Annotated in this window: 19 protein-coding genes; 12 read left to right on the top strand and 7 right to left on the bottom strand. The window is 59.9% G+C overall.

The genetic code is table 11. From position 1 onward, the window contains the following. Nucleotides 1–5: 5 nt before the first annotated feature. Together AB3X39_RS06220 and AB3X39_RS06215 are read right to left on the bottom strand one after the other, a co-directional pair. Nucleotides 6–941 (bottom strand): class I SAM-dependent methyltransferase, encoded by a 936-nt coding sequence (locus AB3X39_RS06220; protein ID WP_369416494.1) that lies wholly within the window; start codon nucleotides 939–941, stop codon nucleotides 6–8. A 27-nt stretch (nucleotides 942–968) separates the two neighbouring features. Further along, nucleotides 969–1,487 (bottom strand): TlpA family protein disulfide reductase, encoded by a 519-nt coding sequence (locus tag AB3X39_RS06215; RefSeq protein ID WP_369416493.1) that lies wholly within the window; start codon nucleotides 1,485–1,487, stop codon nucleotides 969–971. A gap of 71 nt (nucleotides 1,488–1,558) precedes the next feature. On the opposite strand from AB3X39_RS06215, the gene AB3X39_RS06210 reads away from it, so the two are divergent. The 8 genes from AB3X39_RS06210 to AB3X39_RS06175 all read left to right on the top strand — a co-directional run bounded on the left by AB3X39_RS06210 (nucleotide 1,559) and on the right by AB3X39_RS06175 (nucleotide 9,943). Next, entirely contained in the window at nucleotides 1,559–1,975 is a 417-nt protein-coding gene (locus AB3X39_RS06210) for an SRPBCC domain-containing protein (protein ID WP_369416492.1), read from the top strand. Nucleotides 1,976–2,008: 33 nt separating this feature from the next. Next, nucleotides 2,009–2,287: a hypothetical protein gene (locus AB3X39_RS06205; protein ID WP_369416491.1), complete on the top strand. Its 279-nt coding sequence runs from the start codon at nucleotides 2,009–2,011 to the stop codon at nucleotides 2,285–2,287. Between the two features lie 259 nt (nucleotides 2,288–2,546). Beyond that, nucleotides 2,547–2,963: a nuclear transport factor 2 family protein gene (locus AB3X39_RS06200; RefSeq protein WP_369416490.1), complete on the top strand. Its 417-nt coding sequence runs from the start codon at nucleotides 2,547–2,549 to the stop codon at nucleotides 2,961–2,963. Then, nucleotides 2,960–5,014 carry a di-heme-cytochrome C peroxidase gene (locus tag AB3X39_RS06195; protein WP_369416489.1) on the top strand — a complete coding sequence of 685 codons (2,055 nt, stop codon included), beginning with the start codon at nucleotides 2,960–2,962 and terminating at the stop codon, nucleotides 5,012–5,014. The genes AB3X39_RS06200 and AB3X39_RS06195 overlap by 4 nt, the downstream gene beginning before the upstream one ends. A 35-nt stretch (nucleotides 5,015–5,049) precedes the next feature. Then, nucleotides 5,050–6,381 (top strand): cytochrome P450, encoded by a 1,332-nt coding sequence (locus AB3X39_RS06190; RefSeq protein WP_369416488.1) that lies wholly within the window; start codon nucleotides 5,050–5,052, stop codon nucleotides 6,379–6,381. Between the two features lie 81 nt (nucleotides 6,382–6,462). Continuing rightward, on the top strand, nucleotides 6,463–8,298 hold the full coding sequence (edd, locus tag AB3X39_RS06185) for a phosphogluconate dehydratase (RefSeq protein ID WP_369416487.1): 1,836 nt from the start codon (nucleotides 6,463–6,465) through the stop codon (nucleotides 8,296–8,298). A 27-nt stretch (nucleotides 8,299–8,325) separates the two neighbouring features. Next, the gene (eda, locus tag AB3X39_RS06180; protein WP_369416486.1) at nucleotides 8,326–8,949 is read left to right on the top strand and encodes a bifunctional 4-hydroxy-2-oxoglutarate aldolase/2-dehydro-3-deoxy-phosphogluconate aldolase; all 624 of its coding nucleotides are present in this window, start codon (nucleotides 8,326–8,328) and stop codon (nucleotides 8,947–8,949) included. Nucleotides 8,950–9,073: 124 nt separating this feature from the next. Beyond that, nucleotides 9,074–9,943: a formylglycine-generating enzyme family protein gene (locus AB3X39_RS06175; RefSeq protein ID WP_369416485.1), complete on the top strand. Its 870-nt coding sequence runs from the start codon at nucleotides 9,074–9,076 to the stop codon at nucleotides 9,941–9,943. Nucleotides 9,944–9,951: 8 nt separating this feature from the next. Here AB3X39_RS06175 and minE read toward each other — a convergent pair whose 3' ends face one another. Genes minE through queA form a run of 4 tightly spaced genes read right to left on the bottom strand, consistent with a single transcriptional unit; the run spans nucleotide 9,952 to nucleotide 12,955 of the window. Continuing rightward, complete coding sequence (gene minE / locus AB3X39_RS06170; RefSeq protein WP_369416484.1) at nucleotides 9,952–10,215, bottom strand: cell division topological specificity factor MinE; 264 nt, start codon at nucleotides 10,213–10,215, stop codon at nucleotides 9,952–9,954. Between the two features lie 4 nt (nucleotides 10,216–10,219). Next, a complete protein-coding gene (minD, locus tag AB3X39_RS06165) occupies nucleotides 10,220–11,035 on the bottom strand; it encodes a septum site-determining protein MinD (RefSeq protein ID WP_369416483.1) in 816 nt (271 codons plus the stop codon). Between the two features lie 43 nt (nucleotides 11,036–11,078). Further along, entirely contained in the window at nucleotides 11,079–11,795 is a 717-nt protein-coding gene (minC, locus tag AB3X39_RS06160; protein WP_369416482.1) for a septum site-determining protein MinC, read from the bottom strand. A gap of 47 nt (nucleotides 11,796–11,842) precedes the next feature. Beyond that, complete coding sequence (gene queA / locus AB3X39_RS06155) at nucleotides 11,843–12,955, bottom strand: tRNA preQ1(34) S-adenosylmethionine ribosyltransferase-isomerase QueA (protein WP_369416481.1); 1,113 nt, start codon at nucleotides 12,953–12,955, stop codon at nucleotides 11,843–11,845. Nucleotides 12,956–12,968: 13 nt separating this feature from the next. Between queA and recG the strand changes: the two genes are divergently transcribed. After that, nucleotides 12,969–15,083, top strand: a complete 2,115-nt coding sequence (recG, locus tag AB3X39_RS06150) for an ATP-dependent DNA helicase RecG (protein WP_369416480.1) — start codon at nucleotides 12,969–12,971, stop codon at nucleotides 15,081–15,083. Nucleotides 15,084–15,088: 5 nt separating this feature from the next. Here the strand turns inward: recG and AB3X39_RS06145 are convergent, their stop codons facing one another. Next, nucleotides 15,089–15,886, bottom strand: a complete 798-nt coding sequence (locus tag AB3X39_RS06145) for a hypothetical protein (protein WP_369416479.1) — start codon at nucleotides 15,884–15,886, stop codon at nucleotides 15,089–15,091. 119 nt (nucleotides 15,887–16,005) lie between these two features. Here AB3X39_RS06145 and AB3X39_RS06140 point away from each other — a divergent pair, with 119 nt between their 5' ends. From AB3X39_RS06140 to AB3X39_RS06130, 3 genes are all read left to right on the top strand, one after another. Next, nucleotides 16,006–16,980 carry an ABC transporter ATP-binding protein gene (locus AB3X39_RS06140; protein WP_369416478.1) on the top strand — a complete coding sequence of 325 codons (975 nt, stop codon included), beginning with the start codon at nucleotides 16,006–16,008 and terminating at the stop codon, nucleotides 16,978–16,980. Beyond that, nucleotides 16,977–17,774, top strand: a complete 798-nt coding sequence (locus AB3X39_RS06135; protein ID WP_369416477.1) for an ABC transporter permease — start codon at nucleotides 16,977–16,979, stop codon at nucleotides 17,772–17,774. The genes AB3X39_RS06140 and AB3X39_RS06135 overlap by 4 nt, the downstream gene beginning before the upstream one ends. A gap of 67 nt (nucleotides 17,775–17,841) precedes the next feature. Continuing rightward, the coding region (locus AB3X39_RS06130) for a urate hydroxylase PuuD (protein WP_369416476.1) at nucleotides 17,842–18,593 on the top strand (752 nt) is incomplete at its 3' end.

Here is an 18,593-nt window from a genome sequence, read left to right as displayed (position 1 = left end):
CACCCTTACGCGCCACCGTCTTGCCGATACACCATCACCTTGAGCGCTCGCTCGGGGGCGATGTCGGCAAAAGTGGCAGGGTTGGCGAGACGTTCGACGAAGGTCAGGCTGGGGGCTTCGGTCTGCACGAGGTGGTGCAGAAAGTCGGGACCGAAGCGCGGGGCGTTGAGGCAGAGCAGGGCGTGACCGTCGGGGGCGAGCAGATCGGGCAGGCGGCGGATCAGGCGGGCGTAGTCTTTGTCGGCGACGAAGCTGCCTTTTTGGTAGCTGGGCGGGTCCATGATGACCAAGTCATAGGGTCCGCTGCGGGTGATCTTGCCCCAAGAGTTGAAAATGTCGTGCGGCAAATAGCTGGCACCGTGCTTCAAATCATTCAGGTCGTGGTTGCGCTTGCCGATGGCCAACGGCCCGCGCGCCATGTCGAAGTTCAACACCGTAGCCGCACCGCCTTGCAGCGCCACTGCCGAGAAGCCACAGGTGTAAGCAAACAGATTCAGCACTTGGCCGCCCCGATGTTGGTGCGCCCAATCGCGCACCCAGCGCCGGCCCTCGGCCATGTCAAGAAACAAACCGTGGTTCAGGCCGTGCGGCAGATGCACCAAAAAGCGCGTGCCGTTTTCGCTCACCACATGCGGCTCGGGCACCGATCCGGCCATCAGGCGGTTGGTGGCGCGGACCTCGTCGCGTTGCTGAAAGAGCCAGTTCAGGGGCTGATCAGGGGCTGGCGCTATCTGCGCCCAGCGCGCGGCCAGGGCCTCCCCCACGCGGGCCAGCTCGTCTTCAGCCAAGGGTTGAAAGCTGGTCAGCAACCAGACCGGCGGGTAGAAATCCAGGCTCAGGTGTTCGCAGCCCGGAGATAGGCCCCCTCGGCCATGGAAGAGGCGGCTGGCGTCGGTGGGCAGGGTGGTGATCGCAGCGATGGTGTCGAGCAGAGCTTGCATGGGGGGGCGTGTGCGTATGGTGGATGCTTATGGTTGATGAAAGGCTTGTTTGATCAGCTGGATGGAAGCAGCGCTGTCCCATTCACGCGCGCCTTGAACCTTGGCGACCACCCGGCCTTTGGCATCGACCAGCACGGTCAGCGGAATCCGCGAGGCCCCGAGCAGATTTTCGAGCACCAATCCAGCGTCGATAAAGTGGCTCAAGGTGGCGTTGGAGGCCGTGAGCCACTTCTTGGCGGCGTCTGGGTCGTCATCGGTCGAGATGCCGATCACCGTGAAGCCCCGACCGGCATCACTCCAGGTCAGGCGCTCCAGCGAGGCGGCTTCAGCACGGCACGGTCCGCACCAACTGGCCCACACGTTGATGATCAGCGGCCGGCCGACATAGCTCGTGAGCAGGCGTGAGCGGCCATTGAGGCCGGCCATGCGCACATCGGGCAGAACTTGGCCGACGTCGATGGGTTTGGCTTCGCGAGGTGGGGCGGCGTATAGCCCCCCGTGCAAGGCGATCAAAAGACCGCAGGCAAATGGTTTCAAGGCATGCATGGGCTGAAGTATCGGTCCCAATCCGTATCATCCGGGCTTGGATCGAGTCCGAAACACACACGAGTTGCACCATGAAAATCACCGTTGAAACCTTGGTTCATGCCCCGATCGACGCCGTTTGGCGCGCTTGGACGACGCCGGAAGACATCAAGCAGTGGAACGCGGCGTCGGACGACTGGCACACCACCGCTGCTGCGGTGGACTTAAGGGTCGGCGGGGGTTTTTCCTCTCGCATGGAGGCCAAAGACGGCAGCATGGGCTTTGACTTTGCCGGGACGTACACCCAAGTGGTGCCGCACGCCTTGCTGGCATGCGCCTTCGGGGATCGGACGATGCAGGTTGAGTTTGTGGCTGGCGTGGGCGGGGTGGAGGGCGTGACGGTGCGTGAAACCTTCGATGCCGAAGCAACCCATTCGGTCGAACAACAACGCGCCGGCTGGCAGGCGATCCTTGATCGGTTTGCCCGGCACGTTGAGGGTCAGCGCTGAGGTGAGCGACGACCTAGCGACTACCATTTGCACATGAACTCTTCCCCTGTTGCTCCTGTTCCCCCTTCGTCCAAACACGCACTCTGGCAAACCCGCTGGGATATCGACCAAGTCGGTAACTTGGCGGTCCATGATTCGGGCCTGCGTGTGCGGCTTCAAGACGGTTGCGGCGTGGCCGAAAACGCTGCCGAAGTGATCGAATCCTTGGTCCCCAAACATGGGGCCCACAACGCCCAAGCCATGGTCCAGCGCTTGGTGCGCGAAGGGGCGCAGTTGATCATTGATCCGTATTCGCGCGGCTGGCGCGGTTGAGGATTTCAACGGCGCAGACGCCGGCCACCACATCGCCAACGCTCCGGCTGCCCTTGGCGCCGGAGCGCGTGGGCTTTCGCATCTAGGCGAATCGATTGGCTGTGAATATAACCATGTAGGGAAATCACCAGTCTATATATGGCTGGACATGGTTATATAAAAAGAGCAGCATGCCACTGAGGTGGGAAAACATGATGCATCCCAATAAAAAATTATTCAGCAATTCTATACCAGCTTCAATCGACGTGATTACGTTGGTATGGCGGATTGTTATGCTGAGAATATAGAATTTTCCGATGCTGTTTTCTCGCTCAAAGGGCAGCAGGTGCATGCGATGTGGCACATGCTTTGCGAGAAGGGGGCTGACCTGAAGATCATTCTCGGTGATGTTGATGCCGATGAAAAACATGGCAAAGCGCACTGGGAGGCCGATTATATTTTCTCGGCCAGTGGGCGACGTGTCCATAATGCCATTGATGCGAGTTTTCTATTCCAAGACGGACGCATCATCAAGCATCATGATGCATTTAATTTTTGGCGATGGTCCCAAATGGCTTTTGGATCGGTCGGTTGGGCATTGGGTTGGACGCCTTTGATTCAAAAAAAGGTACAGCGTCAAGCCAAGAAACGGCTTGATCAATTTATGGCTGACCATCCGGAGTACTTGTCATCATGAATATATCCGCTGAGCGTCGTCAAAAAATCATCCATAGGGCGATCAAGGTTGGGTTGTTCGTGGCTGTCGGTCTGGTTTTTGCTGGCGGTATTTCGCGCGTTTATCAGTTTTGGGATGACGATCCCGACCGTGGTGCTTTGGCGATGCCTGAGCCCGATCATTGGGGCGAACATTTTGACCATGTCGTCTATCTGCCTGATCAAGGTTGGAGTGCGGCCGATAGTCTGTGGTTCTATACCACCACGCAGGGGTCTGATCTGATGCCCTACGATTTCTTTTTGGCGCTTGAGCAAATGGATACGGCTAAGCCATTTCGCGATAATGCGCATATGAATAAATACCGCTACTTACCGCAGAAACCAACCTTTAGCAATCCGGATGGTTTATCGGTTGGTTTTGTGCTTGATAATTACAAGGGTCAAAATTATGTGGGTTTGACTTGTGCCGCCTGCCATACCGGCCAAGTTAATTATAAAGGTACCGCGATACGTATTGATGGTGGTCCGGCTGGTGCCGATATGGAAAGTTTCATGGAAGACATCGGCCGTGCTTTAACGCTGACCATGCATGATGGGGTTAAACGGGCCCGTTTTATCAAGGCAGTGCTTGCCCGTGGGCACTATCGCAACGAGTCAGATATCGTTGCCGATCTTGATAAGTATGCTCAACGGGTAAGCACGTATGCAGTCATCAATCACCCGACAACGCCATATCGCTATGGTCGATTGGATGCTTTTGGGCGCATCTACAACCGGGTGCTCGAACATGTGATGAGCGCTGAGCAGTTGCGTGATATTTTGGCGCGCACGCTCCCTTTGGACGATGTCGATCGTGTGATGAAGGGTGTTCAAAACGTCATCTCGGCCGATGATCGTGACCATATTCTTGAACGTATCCGGCCTTTCTTATCGGTCAAACAGCAACTGCGCTTGGGTCAAGCCATTTACAACCCGCCCAATGCGCCGGTGAGTTATCCCTTCTTGTGGGACATTCCGCAGCACGACTATGTGCAATGGAATGGCTTGGCAGCCAATGCTGGGGTCGGTCCCATCGGCCGCAATGCGGGTGAAGTGATTGGCGTGTTTGGCACGCTCGACTGGCGATCACAGCGGCATAGCACCTTGTCCACACTGATTGGGGGTCAAGATAGCAGCGAGGCCACAGTCAATTTTGAATCGTCGATCAATGTGCGCAACTTGCGCCGCATTGAGCGGCATTTGCAAAAGCTGAAATCTCCACGTTGGCCGCAGAAAATTCTCGGCCCGATCGACGCCGAGCGTGCTCAACGTGGCGACCGGCTGTTCGCCAAATACTGCGTCTCTTGTCATGATGAGATGGACCGTGATAGCGCCGATCGGCGGGTGATTGCGCAGATGACGGGGGTGGATATCGTCAAGACCGACCCCAAAATGGCCAACAACAGCGTTGCTTACAGTGGCTACAGCGGCATTTTGCGTAATCTCTACGTGGACACCAGCGTTGGCGAAATCATGCTCCAACGCACTGCGCCCGTTGCAGCTTTGCTGACCAAGGCGGATATCAATGTGGTGGCCACCCCGGATCCCGACAAGTGGCGGGTGCAAGCTTGGCTGGAGCGCCTCTACGATTTCGCCTCGGCATTCTTCGATAACGAGATCAAGCCTTCCATCAAGCAAGGCCAATACACGCCGGACACGACCGTTGAGCCTTTTGCATCGTTGCAGGCTTACAAGGCACGCCCGCTCAACGGCATCTGGGCGACGGCACCGTATTTACACAATGGCTCGGTCCCGACCTTGGATGATCTGCTGCTGCCAGTGAGACGCGAGGGTGATCCCAAAGACGGTGAATATCGTCCACAGACCTTCAAGGTGGGTTCGCGCGAATTCGATCCGATCAAGGTCGGTTTTCGTACCGATTTGGGGGATCTTTTCGAGACTCGCTTTTTGGGCAACACCAACGTGGGTCATGAGTACGCTGCCCGACCCACCCCTCAAAAAGACGGCACGGTCCTGCCGGCCTTGACCCGTGAAGAGCGTCAGGATCTCCTTGAATACCTCAAGACCCTGTAGGCCCGGTCCATCAACAGTCACGAAGGAGATCAATCATGACGGACTACATGGCCCAACTTGACGCCACCCCCGAGGTGGACAAGTTCAAACAAGTCCGCCAATGGATGGATCGCGAGCCGTTGCCGTTTTTTAAGGCTCTGCGCGAGAGGTGCCCGATCTTGGTCACGCCGACGGCGACCTTGGTGACGCGATTGGAGGATTGCGTTGAAGTGCTCAATCAACCCAAAGTGTTCACGGTCAAGCTCTATGACCCGAAGATGAGCGACTACCTGATGTCGCATGACGACGACGCGTTTCACACGCGGGAAAAGTCGATCATGCAAGGCTTTCTCAACCGCAATGATCTGAGTGATGTGCGTGTCATGGTGGCAAACATTGCCAAACGACTCATCGATGATGCGGGGGGACGTTTGGAAGCCATCCACGGCTACACCCGCAGGGTGCCTGCGACCCTTGTTCAGGACTATTTCGGTTTGACGGGGGCGGCACTGGATGACCTGATCGATTGGTCCTACTGGAACCAAGCCGATACGTTTTACAACCAGCCTTTTGACGATCACACCTCCGAGGAGCGGCAGCGGATTGTTGCTGAGCATGCGCGGACCTCGACCGCCCTTGGCACCTACATCGTTGAGCTGATGGCTCGCCGGTTGCTTGCTGTCAAGGCCGAGCAGGCGCGCGGCCTGTTGTTCGGGCTGTGGTACGGACTCAAGAAGCTCTTGGATCGATTGAGCGGTCGCAGGCGTGCTCCGCTGAGCGACGACATCGTGACTCGCATGTTGCGCAGTCATTGGGCCGATGCCGTGGACTTCGATCTGAAACGTATCGGGGTCAACGCAGGAGGCTTGCTGATCGGCGCCATCGAAACCACGTCGCAAGCGGTTGCACAGAGCGTGCAGTTCTTGCTCGATCACCCGGATCTGCTTGCTCAGGCCCGTACGGCCGCAGCCAAGGACGATCCCACCGAGTTCGATGCCATCGTGTTTGAGGTCTTGCGCTTCGTGCCGATCTCGCCGTATCTGTTTCGCCAAGCCAGCCAGGCTGCGGTGATTGCGCGTGGTACCGAGCGCGAAACCGTCATTCCGGCCGGTGCGTATGTGCTGATCCTGACCCAATCGGCGATGTTCGATCCGCGAGCCTTTGATCACCCGGACACGTTTGATCCCGGTCGTAATTGGTATCACCAGTTCCACTTCGGCTACGGCGCGCACGAGTGTTTGGGCCGCTACATCGGCGCGGTGATGATCCCGGAGATGGTCCGCCAGCTGGTGCTTCGCCCGAGTCTCAAGGCCGATCGACCGATCGACTACGCTGGCGGCCATTTGCCGCAGACCTACCCCCTCTCTTGGGCCGGACGAGCCGAATAGGTCGGGCTGAGGTCAAGCGTTGCAGCTTGACGCTGAAACTTAGTTTCATGATACTTGCGCTTCCGGTTTCAAAGGGGTGTCATGAAGTCAGCTGTGGTCGAAATCACTGAACGCATCCGTGAGCGCAGCCAAGGGTTGCGCTCGGCGTATCTGCGGCGTGTCGAGGCGATGGCGCAGCGCGCCCGTGGGCCGGAGCGCTTGGGCTGTGCCAACGTCGCACACGCCTTTGCGGCGCTGCCAGGCTCGGACAAGTTTCGGGTGGTGGCGGAGAAGGGCCCCAACATCGGCATCCTCACGGCTTACAACGATGTGCTCTCGGCCCATCAGCCCTACGAGGGCTACCCGGCACTGATCCGCGACGAGGCGCGCCGCCATGGCGCGACCGCCCAAGTGGCCGGCGGTGTGCCGGCGATGTGCGACGGCGTGACGCAGGGCTATCCGGGCATGGAGCTGAGCTTGTTCTCGCGCGACACCATTGCAATGAGCACCGCCATTGGCCTGAGCCACGACACCTTTGATGCGGCGCTGCTGCTGGGCATCTGCGACAAGATCGTGCCGGGGCTTTTGATCGGTGCTTTGCAGTTCGGCCATGTGCCCTGCGTGTTTGTGCCTGCTGGGCCGATGGCGTCAGGGCTGTCGAACGGCGACAAATCGAAGGTGCGCGAACAGTTCGCCCAAGGGCTGGTTGGACGCGACGATCTGCTCAAGGCGGAATCGGCGGCCTATCACGGTGCAGGCACTTGCACCTTTTACGGCACCGCCAATTCCAACCAGATGCTGCTTGAGGCCATGGGCCTGCATCTGCCGGGTGCCGCTTTTGTGCATCCGCACGACGGCTTGCGCGAGCACCTGACCCGCGCGGCGGTGCAGCGCGTGCTGGCGCTGCGCAACGAGCAAGCCCCCCTTGGCAAGATCGTCGATGAGCGCTGCATCGTCAACGCGATGGTGGCGCTCTTGGCCACGGGGGGCTCGACCAATCACCTGATCCACTGGGTGGCGGTGGCACGGGCGGCGGGCATCTTGATCGACTGGACCGATTTCTCCGAACTTTCAGCGGTGGTGCCGCTTTTGGCGCGGGTCTATCCGAACGGCGCAGCGGACGTGAATCAGTTCCAAGCGGCCGGGGGCCCGGGCTTTGTCATCCGTGAACTGCTGGACGCGGGTTGCATGCACGGCGATGTGCTGAGCGTGAACGGCCCAAGCTTGCGGGCCCAAACCAAGTTGCCGGTGGCTGCGGCTGACACGGACGGGCAAGGCCATGGGCAGGGCGGCGTGCGCTGGATCGAAGCGCCGATGCGCAGTGGCGATACCAGCGTGGTGCGCCCGGCCTCCGACCCCTTCAGTGCCAGCGGGGGCTTGAAGCTCTTGGCCGGCAATTTGGGGCGGGCCGTGATCAAGGCCTCAGCGGTGCCCGAGGATCGCCACATCATCGAAGCCCCAGCCATCGTCTTTGACACCCAAGACGCCCTGCAAGCCGCCTTCAAGGCGGGCGAATTGGAGCGCGACTTCATCGCCGTGGTGCGCTTCCAAGGCCCGCAGGCCAACGGCATGCCCGAGCTGCACAAGCTCACCCCACCGTTGGCGGTGCTCCAAGGCAAGGGCTTTCGGGTGGCGCTGGTCACCGACGGGCGCATGAGCGGGGCTTCGGGCAAGGTGCCCGCCGCCATCCACGTCAGCCCCGAAGTGTTGGCTGGCGGTGCGCTGGGCAAGGTGCGCACGGGGGATCTGCTGCGTCTGGACGCCGTGGCCGGCACGCTGGACGCGCTGGTGCCAGCGCAAATCTGGGCCGAGCGCGTGATCGCAGCCCTGCCCGACGATTTGGCTGAGAACAACGCCCACGGCTTGGGCCGGGAACTCTTTGGTGGTATGCGCCGTAACGTGCGCACCGCCGAAGAGGGCGCGGTGACTTGGCTCTGAATCTGCTTCGACTTCAAAGGAAACCCCATGAAAACCATTGAGCTGGCCCAGTACGGCCCGGTCATCCCTGTGATCGTTTTGGACCGTCTGGAAGACGCGGTACCTTTGGCCCGTGCGCTGGTGGCGGGCGGTGTGCGGGTGTTGGAGGTGACGCTGCGCACCCCGGTGGCGCTGGCGTGCATGGAAGCCATGATCCGCGAAGTGCCGGAGGCCATCGTCGGCGCGGGCACGGTGCGTTCGGTGGCCGATGCCGAGGCGGTCAAAAAGATCGGCGCACGCTTTGCCGTCAGCCCGGGCTACACCTCGGCCATCGGTGAGGCTTGCCTAGCGCTGGATCTGCCTTTGCTGCCGGGGGTGTCCACCGCCAGCGAGGTCATGACGGCCAACGCCGACGGCTATCACTTTTTGAAGCTGTTCCCAGCCACGGCGGTCGGGGGCTTGAGTCTGCTCAAAGCCTTTGCCAGCCCGTTTCACGACGTGTCCTTTTGCCCCACCGGCGGTTTGACACCCGAGAACGCGCCGCAGTTCCTTGCGCTGCCCAACGTCAAGGTCTGCGGTGGCTCGTGGCTCACGCCGGCCGATGCGGTCAACCACGGCGACTGGGCGCGCATCACGGAGCTGGCGCAGGCCTCACACGCTTTGCGGCGCTGAAACAACGGCTCTCTTCAGGGCTTTGGATGAAGCGTGTCTGAGCTTGGTCATGACATGTTCAGTGACCCATCACGCAAGAACGCATGACGGCCCTACGATGGCGGGCATCATGAAAGTTCAAACCATGAAGACGATGTTGTTGCATCACCATGCTTGGGGCCGGTTGCTCTCGGGCGTGGTCTTGGGCCTGATGTGTGCCCAGCCAAGTTGGGCAGATCCTTCGGGGACGCCGCCGCTTGGGGCTGTGTTCCACGATTGCGCCTTGTGTCCGCAGATGGTGGTTGTCCCCGCTGGCAGCTACCTGATGGGGAGCGCAGAAACGGAACTGGGGCGCGAGATCTATGAAAGTCCTCAGCACCGGGTGATGATCCTCAAACCTTTTGCCGTGGGGCGTTTTGAGGTAACCCGGGACGAGTGGCAGATCTGTGTGGCTGAAGGGCCTTGCCAAGCGCAATCGTCTCGAACAGGTATGGGTGCCGCCATGATTCCCGGTGCCGGTCGTTTACCCGTGGTCGATATCACATGGGAACAGGCTTCCCAATACGCCCAGTGGCTGAGCGAGCGTACCGGCCAGCCTTATCGGCTCTTGAGCGAATCGGAATGGGAATATGTGGCGCGAGCTGGGTCACAAAGTGCTTACGCAGGGGGAGATACGTTTGTGGCAGGCCGTGCAAACGTCAGTCCCGCCATGACCGAAAGCGACGCCGTCCCTGCAGCTTGGCATGTCGGCAGTTTTGCGCCCAATGCCTTTGGTCTTTATGACCTACAGGGTAATGTTTGGGAATGGGTCCAAGACTGTTTTCATGACAATCTTGCTGGCGCTCCTGCGGACGGGGCTGCTTGGACTGAGCGTTGCACCCACGCCGAAAGCCACATGGCGCGAGGTGGGTCGTGGAAAACGCCCTCGGTGCAAACGCGTCCAGCTCACCGCGCTTGGGCCCATGGATCCGAAGCAGATATCGGTTTTCGAGTGGCTCGGGCGTTGACGCCTTAAAGGCTGTTTTAACGTGCGTTGTCAGGCAACTCGATCTTGACCTCAAGCACTTCGAGGTTGTCTTGTCGTTCTCGGTGAACCTTGATGTCCCCAGGAGCGATCGTGACGTACCTTGAAATGACGGCCAGCAGCTCACGTTGCAACTCAGGCAGGTAGTCTGGTAAAGCATCGCCCCGGCTAGAGCGTTCATGCGCCAAGATGATCTGCAAGCGTTCCTTGGCAACGCTGGCTGTTTTATCTTTTTCGCCAAGGATGAATGACAGCAGTCCCATCGACTTATCTCCGGCTGAACAGTCGCTTGAACAGGCCCGGTTTGGCCGTTTCGATGAAACGCATCGGGCGTTCTTCGCCAAGAAAGCGAGCGACCAAGTCCTTGTAGGCTTCTGCCACGTCGCTCTCGCCCATGTGGATCACGGGCAAACCTTGATTGGAGGCTTGCAAGACGATCTCCGACTCGGGAATGACGCCGATCAGGGGAATGCGCAGGATTTCATGGATGTCATCGAGCGACAGCATTTGGCCCTCTTCGACGCGCGTCGGGTTGTAGCGGGTGATCAGCAAGTGCTCTTTGACGGGTTCACGCCCTTCCACAGCACGCAGCGTTTTGGAGCTGAGCATGCCGAGAATCCGGTCCGAGTCCCGCACGGACGAAACCTCGGGATTGGTGACCACCAAGGCTTCATCGGCATAGTGCATGGCCATCAAGGCCCCGGTTTCAATGCCAGCGGGTGAATCGCAGACGATGAACTCGAAGTCCATGTCCATCAATTCACGCAGCACGCGTCCGACACCGTCTTTGTCGAGGGCATCTTTGTCGCGTGTTTGGGACGCGGCCAAGACATAGAGCTTGTCGCAGTTTTTGTCCTTGATGATGGCCTGATTCAGATTCACCTCTTGGTGGATCACGTTGATCAGGTCGTACACCACCCGACGCTCGCAACCCATGATCAGGTCGAGATTACGCAGGCCGACATCGAAGTCGATGACGACGGTCTTGTGACCACGCAGGGCCAGTCCAGTGGCAAAACTTGCGCTTGTGGTGGTTTTGCCGACGCCACCCTTGCCGGAAGTCACCACGATGATTTTGGTCATCGCTTGGGTTCCTTTCTGTCCTTGTATTGTTTTGTAAATTTCTTCAGCACTTGATAGCTTCCATCAACAGACTTTCCCCGTCCAGCCAAATTTGGGCCGGTTTGCCCAAGACCTCCTCGGCCAAGGGGGATTCTGTGGTGCGATAGATACCCGCGATCGCGATCAGCGAGGGCTCCATGCTGGTGGCAAAGATCCTTGCTTGGGTGTTGCCACGTGCACCCGCGATGGCTTTACCGCGCAAGGGGCCGTAAACGTGGATATTGCCGTCAGCGATCAGCTCTGCACCGAAACTGACCATGCCCATCACGACCAAATCGCCTCCTCGGGCGTAGACCTGCTGCCCTGAGCGCAAGGGGCGATCGACAAACAAGGTGGGACCGGGTTGAGGTTGGGGGGCGACGGCTTGCGTGACTTGGGGAGGGGGAGCGGCATGTTCAGAAGCGTCAATCAGTCCAGCTTCGCGGGCGTCTGCCATCTGCTGAGGATTGCCGCTGCGCACGCCGACTACGATCAGATGAAAGCGGCGCAGCAACTCGGCCAAGGCCACGACATCCAGCACCTGATCGCTACTCGCGATGGCCGCCAAGTCAACGATCACGGGATCGTGATCAAGCAATTGGGGGCTGCCTTCAAACTGTCGGGCCAACGCCTCGGCCAAGGTCTGAAGATCCGTCGTTTTCAGGATCAAGGCGACCAAGGTCATCGAGGCACTCTTCAGTTCGAAAGGAGCGCTACTCTTTTTGGAAAGGACATCAGCCATGGGCGGGTCCGCACGATGTTGCACGCACGTTGAAAGAGTGAGGCAGTTTAATGGTCTGCGGAAGAGGCCTGTAACCGATCTAACAACATCGCATCACCGTAGCTGAAGAAGCGGTATTGCTGCTCGATCGCAAGACGGTAGAGCCTTTGGATCGCCTCAAAACCTGCAAAGGCGCTGACCAGCATCAGCAAGGTGCTGCGTGGCAAATGGAAGTTGGTGATCAGCCGATCCACCACCTGAAAGTCAAACCCTGGGGTGATGAAGATCTCGGTTTCGCTCGCTCCAGCCTGCAACACACCACTGCGCGCCGCTGATTCGAGCGCGCGCAAGGTGGTGGTGCCGACCGACACCACCCGTCCACCGGCTGCCTTGGTCCGGGCAATCGCGGCCACCGTGGCTTCAGGGACTTCAAAGCGTTCGCTGTGCATGCGGTGCTGGCTCAAGTCCTCGACGCGCACCGGCTGGAAGGTGCCCGCGCCGACGTGCAAGGTGACGTGAGCGCTTTGGACGCCGCGTGCAGCAAGCTGGTCGAGCAGGGTTTGATCAAAATGCAGCGCCGCTGTGGGGGCGGCCACGGCTCCGGGTTGGCGGGCAAAGACGGTTTGATAGCGCCGCTCGTCATCCGTCGTATCGGCATGCGTGATGTAGGGCGGCAGGGGCACATGGCCCAGGCGATCCAAGATCGGCAGCACCTCGCTGGGCAGGCGCAGGTGGAACAAGCCGTTATCGGGACCGCAGCGCCCAAGGACCTCGGCCTTGATCCGTTCCCCCGTGGCCTCGTTGTGGAACCAGATCCTTTGACCCACACGCGGTGATTTGCTGGCCCGCACATGCGCCCAGATGTCACCCGGGGTCGCGAGCAGGCGTTCCACCAAAGCTTCAACGGCACCGCCGGTGTCTTTGGTCCCATAAAGCCGGGCACGGATCACGCGGGTGTCATTGAAAACCAGCAAGTCCCCCGGGCTGAGCAAGTCGGGCAAGTCGCGAAAGATGCGATGCACAGGGGGATGGCTGCGGCCATCAAGCAGGCGCGAGGCGGTGCGTTCAGCCGCAGGACTTTGGGCGATCAGCTCTTGGGGAAGATCGAAATCGAAGTCCGCCACAGCATGATGGCGGGGGGTGGAAGACAGGGGCGTGGAGGAAGCATCGTTCAATAGCATGCAGAATTGTTTCATGCCTGAACAGCTTTTATCGCCATCACCTCTGTCAGCACCCCAGCGCGCTTTGCAAAAACTGGGCCTCGTCCGTGACATGGACTTGGCGCTGCACATGCCTTTGCGGTATGAAGATGAGACGCGCCTGAGCCTGATTGCCCAAGTGCGAGACGGCGAGACGGCTCAAATCGAAGCGCAAGTGCGCGAGGCCCGCATCGAAACGCGTACTCGCCGGCAATTGCTGGTGACGGTGCATGACGGCAGCGCCACCTTGCTGCTGCGCTTTGTGCATTTCTACCCCTCGCATCAAAAGACCTTGGCCGTGGGTGCGCGCGTGCGGGTGCGTGGCGAAGTCCGCATGGGTTTTGCGGGGCGGGAAATGATCCATCCCACCTTCAAAGCGGTCCAAGGGGATGTGCCGCTTGCCGCAGCGCTGACGCCGGTCTATCCGACGGTGGCGCAATTGCCGCAGGCTTATTTGCGTCGCGCCATCGACAACGCTTTGCAGCGCGCTGATCTGAGCGAGCTGATGCCGACGGAGCTGGTCCCTGCGGGTCTGCCGGCACTGCGTTCAGCGGTGCATTTTTTGCACAAGCCCCCACCCGATGCCCCGCTTGCGGCGCTGGAACAGCGGATGCACCCGGCGTGGCAGCGGCTCAAGTTTGAGGAGTTGCTGGCGCAGCAAATCTCGCAGCAACTGGCCCATGAGGCACGGGCGCAGCTCAAAGCCCCAGCGTTGCGCGCCGTGCCCGAGGGCTTGCCCACGCAATTGCTGGCGGTCTTGCCGTTCACCTTGACGGCGGCCCAGCAACGGGTGGTCGAGGAAATCGCCGGCGACTTGGCCGCCACCGCCCCCATGCACCGGCTGCTGCAAGGCGATGTGGGCTCTGGCAAAACGGTGGTGGCGGCTTTGGCGGCGGCGGTGACGCTGGATGCGGGCTGGCAATGCGTGCTGATGGCGCCCACCGAAATCTTGGCCGAACAGCACTGGCGCAAGTTGGTCGAGTGGCTGGCCCCTTTGCGCCTGCGCGATGCGCCGATCCAAGTGGCGTGGCTCACCGGCAGCCGCAAGGGCAAGGCGCGGGCGCAAGAGCGGGCGAGGGTGGCTTCAGGGGAGGCGCAATTGATCGTGGGCACCCATGCCGTGATTCAAGACGAGGTGCAATTTGCGCGTCTGGGGCTGGCGATCGTCGATGAGCAACACCGTTTTGGCGTGCAACAGCGGCTGGCGCTGCGCCGCAAGCTCACCGATGCCGGGCGAGGCCTAGAGCCGCACTTGCTGATGATGACCGCCACGCCCATTCCGCGCACCTTGGCCATGAGCTATTTCGCCGATCTGGACGTCAGCACCATCGACACCTTGCCGCCGGGGCGCAGTCCCATCGTGACGCGCTTGCTGCCTGAGTCGCGGCGCGATGCTTTGATTGAGCGGGTGCAGGCAGCGGTGGCGCAGGGGCGCCAGGTGTACTGGGTGTGTCCGCTGATCGAAGAAGGGGAAGCCACCGAGGATGACAAGCCCAAGACCGATCTGCTCGGCCGGCCACCGCTGGATCTGGCCAATGTGACGGCCACCCATCAAGAGCTTTCAGAGGCGTTGCCGGGGGTGGGGGTGGGTTTGCTGCACGGCCGTTTGCCGGCGGCGCAAAAGGCGGACGTCATGGCGCGCTTCAGCGCCGCCGAGCTGGCGGTGTTGGTGGCAACCACCGTGATCGAAGTGGGTGTCGATGTGCCCAACGCCAGCGTGATGGTGATCGAGCATGCCGATCGTTTCGGCTTGGCGCAGTTGCACCAGCTGCGCGGCCGGGTGGGGCGCGGTGCCACGGCCAGTGTGTGCATGCTGCTGCACGGTGCAGCGGTGTCGGCCACGGGGCGGGATCGCTTGCGGGCCATGGTGGAGACCCAAGACGGTTTTGAGATTGCGCGACGCGACTTAGAGATTCGCGGACCTGGCGAGTTGATGGGTGAGCGTCAATCCGGCGACAACTTGCTGCGCTTTGCGGATTTGCAGCAAGACGAGCCCTTGCTGGTCAAGGCGCGCCAAGCGGCTGCCACGCTTTTGAAGTGTCAACCTGCCAAGGCTCGGGCGCACATGCTGCGCTGGCTGGGGGAGCGGATGGAGTTGCTTAAAGCTTAAAGCGCTTAAAGCGAGAAGGGGATCTCGGTGATCATCTTCAGCGTCCACGTATCGGCCACCGGGGTCAGGCCCCGGCCGATGCCGAAGCTGAATTCCCACGGTTTGCGCTCCACGTCCAGCGTCAAAAACAATCGACGGTCCTGGTCTCGATCGACCACCGCTTGCCCGACTCGGCCTAAATCGGTGTAAAGCTCAACGCCGGGCGAAAAGGCGGGATGGTTTTTGAGCGCACGGGTGGCCTTGATGCTGAAGCTCATTTCTGGACGTTGCCCGGCATTGGGGCCCTCCACTTCTGTACCGATGTTGAGGTTGGTGCTGATCAGGCTGTGTGGGCCGCGATAGCCGCCAATCAGCTTGGTCTCGGTGGTGTACTTGGCTTGGTCGTATTCGGGTTTGACATGGGCCAGCTCGAAGTTGACCCCAGCAAACCAGCCTCCCAACGCTGTATCTGCTTGAATGGGCAACCACTTGATGCGCCCTTTCAGCCCGGCAAATTGGTAGCTTCCTTGGGCGTCCATGACGGTGGGTACATAAAGCCCCAACTCCACAGTTCGGGTCCATCCCCAAGAAAATTCGGGCGTCAGGCGCCAGCCGTGCAGCGAAACCACCTCGCCGGGGTAATTGGGCGTGGCCGAGCCGCTGGGGGTGGTGTTGATGTGCAGTTCAACCCCAAACTCACCGACCTCGTTGATGCTGTCGTCATAGACTTGGACCTCATCTTGCAACGCTGCTTGGGAAACAGGGCTGGTGATCAAACCTCCAAGCAGGGTCGCAGCCAAGATGACAGAGCGGGCGGAAAGCATGGGAGTGGGGCACATGGGGATCAAGATGACGGTGGCTTAAGGCTCCGAGCTTAATCGAATTCTTAATATTCGTTGATGAACCCCCTCCGATGGGCCAGCTACCTACAATCGCGTCCACCATGCCTCATCCACACTTATCTTTGCCCACGGTCACCGCTTCTGCGGCTGTTTCTTTTCATCGATTAAGCAAGAGCTTTGTGGGGCCACGTGGGACGGTGCAAGCCTTGTCGGGGGTGAGCTTCGACATTGAGCAAGGCGAATTTTTTGGCCTGTTGGGACCCAATGGGGCCGGCAAAACCACCCTCATCAGCTTGCTGGCCGGACTGGCCAGCGCCAGCTCTGGCTCGGTCACGGTCATGGGCCACGATGTGGTGCATGACTTTGCGGCTGCGCGCCGGGCCTTGGGCATCGTGCCGCAGGAGCTGGTGTTTGATCCCTTCTTCTCGGTGCGCGAGAGCTTGAAGATTCAAAGTGGTTACTTTGGTGTGCGCCACAACGACGCTTGGATCGACGAGTTATTGCACAGCTTGGGGCTCACCGACAAAGCCGACACCAACATGCGCCAGCTCTCCGGTGGCATGAAACGCCGGGTGATGGTGGCCCAAGCCTTGGTGCATCGTCCACCCGTGATCGTGCTCGATGAGCCGACGGCTGGGGTGGATGTGGCCTTGCGACAAACCTTGTGGCAATTCATCGCCAAGCTCAATCGCGAAGGCCATACGGTGCTCCTGACCACCCATTACCTTGAAGAGGCCGAAGCCCTGTGCGGGCGCATTGCCATGCTTAAGCAAGGGCAGGTGGTGGCGTTGGAAACCACCTCACGATTACTCGCCGGTCGGGCAGCCACGATGTTGCGCTTTAAGACCGATCAGGCTCTGCCGGCGGCGTTGTCTGCGCCCTTGCGTATCACTGGGCGCATGGTGCAAATCACGGCCCACGATGCGGCCGAAGTGGAGGCGATCTTGGCGCAGTTGCGTCAAGCCGGTGTGGTTGTCGAAGACTTAGAAATTGGCCGTGCTGCATTGGAGGATGTCTTTCTTGACATCATGCAAGCCGCTCCGGCCGCCACTGATCACGCAGGGACACAACCATGAATAAGCACCATGCCCAACGCGGCTCAGCACCGGGTTTGTTGACGGGGGCTTCGGTTCTTTTCTACAAGGAAGTACTGCGCTTTTGGAAGGTCAGCTTTCAAACCGTGGCGGCCCCGATCCTGACGGCAGTGCTTTATCTGTTGATCTTCGGGCATGTGCTGGAAGATCGCGTCAAGGTCTACGACGCGGTGGGCTACACCCACTTCCTGATCCCCGGGCTTGTGATGATGAGCGTGCTGCAAAACGCCTTTGCCAACAGCTCGTCGAGCCTGATTCAAAGCAAGATCACGGGCAACTTGGTGCTGCTCTTGGTCACACCGCTGACGCACCGTGCTTGGTTTGTTGCCTATGTGGGGGCCTCGGTGGTGCGTGGTCTGGTGGTGGGGTTTGGGGTTTGGTTGGGTACCGTTTGGTTCGCCCCTCAAGGGCTGGTTGAACCGATGTGGGTGCTGGTTTTTGCCGTTCTGGGCGCAGCGATGCTGGGGGCCTTGGGCTTGATTGCCGGCTTGTGGGCCGAGAAGTTTGATCAGTTGGCCGCCTTTCAAAACTTCATCATCGTGCCGATGACTTTTCTGTCTGGTGTCTTCTATTCGATCCATTCGTTGCCAGAACGCTGGCAAATGGTCAGTCACTTCAACCCCTTTTTCTACATGATTGACGGCTTTCGCCATGGTTTTCTTGGGGTGAGCGATGTCTCGCCTTGGATCAGTTTGGCGGTGGTCAGCGGCAGTTTCTTGGTGATCAGTGCGGTGGCGTTGCGCCTGCTTGCAACGGGGTACAAGCTGCGGCAGTGAGATCGCCGCGCCCACCCGAAGGTGGGGAACCCTTGTTGATCATGTCTTCAAAAGCATCGGGGAGAGGATGGACACCTACTTGCTGGACTGGCTGCATGAGCTGCTGCGCTCTGTGCATATCGCCACAGCGATGATCTGGATCGGCACCTCGTTTTTCTTTGTCTGGCTGGACAACAGTCTTGTCCCTGCCGACGGCGAAGGCGATCGGGATCTGGGTGTGTCGGGCAGTTTGTGGACGCTCTACGGCGGGGCGTTCTACAACATACGTAAATTTCCTTTGGGCCCCCGTCGGGGCGCGGTCAGTCATCTGCACTGGCTTTACTGGGAAAGCTACGCCACGTGGTTGTCCGGCATGGCTTTGCTGCTGGGCACGCTCTATGTTGCGCAGGCCGGGTGGGTGGCTGGGGGTTTCATCCTTGTGGGCTGGCTGGGCTACGAGGTGCTTTGCTGGGCGTGCCGGTCGTCCTCTGGACGTTATGTGGCATGGTGGATCGCGCTAGGGGTGCTGTTGGCCGATTGGCTAGCGTGCCAATGGTTTTCGGGCCGAGTGGCCTTTTTGGTGGTCGGAACGATGTTGGGCACGATCATGACGGCCAATATCTTCTTTCGGGTGATCCCCGGTCAGCGGGCCTCGGTAGCGCACATGTTGGCCGGGCATCTTCCGCCATCGCATGGGGTGCAACGCGGCAAGATTCGCAGTCTGCACAACACCTACTTGGCTTTGCCTGTCTTGGTCACCATGCTCTCGCATCACAACCCGATGTTGTCTGAGCGCTCCGGCAATTGGGTGGTTTTAGCGGTGTTGATGCTGATGGCCGT

It is taken from the genome of Leptothrix ochracea, assembly GCF_041083635.1.
In the GTDB taxonomy this organism is placed as follows: domain Bacteria; phylum Pseudomonadota; class Gammaproteobacteria; order Burkholderiales; family Burkholderiaceae_C; genus Sphaerotilus; species Sphaerotilus ochraceus.
This window is presented reverse-complemented; position numbering and strand designations above follow the sequence as displayed.

Bases quoted from the DNA above. Each gene is read 5' to 3' on its own strand.
- AB3X39_RS06145 (WP_369416479.1), bottom strand. From the start codon at position 15,886: ATGCTTTCCGCCCGCTCTGTCATCTTGGCTGCGACCCTGCTTGGAGGT.
- AB3X39_RS06195 (WP_369416489.1), top strand. From the start codon at position 2,960: ATGAATATATCCGCTGAGCGTCGTCAAAAAATCATCCATAGGGCGATC.
- AB3X39_RS06190 (WP_369416488.1), top strand. From the start codon at position 5,050: ATGACGGACTACATGGCCCAACTTGACGCCACCCCCGAGGTGGACAAG.
- minC (WP_369416482.1), bottom strand. From the start codon at position 11,795: ATGGCTGATGTCCTTTCCAAAAAGAGTAGCGCTCCTTTCGAACTGAAG.
- AB3X39_RS06175 (WP_369416485.1), top strand. From the start codon at position 9,074: ATGAAGACGATGTTGTTGCATCACCATGCTTGGGGCCGGTTGCTCTCG.
- AB3X39_RS06205 (WP_369416491.1), top strand. From the start codon at position 2,009: ATGAACTCTTCCCCTGTTGCTCCTGTTCCCCCTTCGTCCAAACACGCA.
- eda (WP_369416486.1), top strand. From the start codon at position 8,326: ATGAAAACCATTGAGCTGGCCCAGTACGGCCCGGTCATCCCTGTGATC.
- edd (WP_369416487.1), top strand. From the start codon at position 6,463: ATGAAGTCAGCTGTGGTCGAAATCACTGAACGCATCCGTGAGCGCAGC.
- minD (WP_369416483.1), bottom strand. From the start codon at position 11,035: ATGACCAAAATCATCGTGGTGACTTCCGGCAAGGGTGGCGTCGGCAAA.
- AB3X39_RS06215 (WP_369416493.1), bottom strand. From the start codon at position 1,487: ATGCATGCCTTGAAACCATTTGCCTGCGGTCTTTTGATCGCCTTGCAC.
- minE (WP_369416484.1), bottom strand. From the start codon at position 10,215: ATGGGACTGCTGTCATTCATCCTTGGCGAAAAAGATAAAACAGCCAGC.
- AB3X39_RS06135 (WP_369416477.1), top strand. From the start codon at position 16,977: ATGAATAAGCACCATGCCCAACGCGGCTCAGCACCGGGTTTGTTGACG.
- AB3X39_RS06220 (WP_369416494.1), bottom strand. From the start codon at position 941: ATGCAAGCTCTGCTCGACACCATCGCTGCGATCACCACCCTGCCCACC.
- AB3X39_RS06200 (WP_369416490.1), top strand. From the start codon at position 2,547: ATGGCGGATTGTTATGCTGAGAATATAGAATTTTCCGATGCTGTTTTC.
- recG (WP_369416480.1), top strand. From the start codon at position 12,969: ATGCCTGAACAGCTTTTATCGCCATCACCTCTGTCAGCACCCCAGCGC.
- AB3X39_RS06140 (WP_369416478.1), top strand. From the start codon at position 16,006: ATGCCTCATCCACACTTATCTTTGCCCACGGTCACCGCTTCTGCGGCT.
- queA (WP_369416481.1), bottom strand. From the start codon at position 12,955: ATGCTATTGAACGATGCTTCCTCCACGCCCCTGTCTTCCACCCCCCGC.
- AB3X39_RS06210 (WP_369416492.1), top strand. From the start codon at position 1,559: ATGAAAATCACCGTTGAAACCTTGGTTCATGCCCCGATCGACGCCGTT.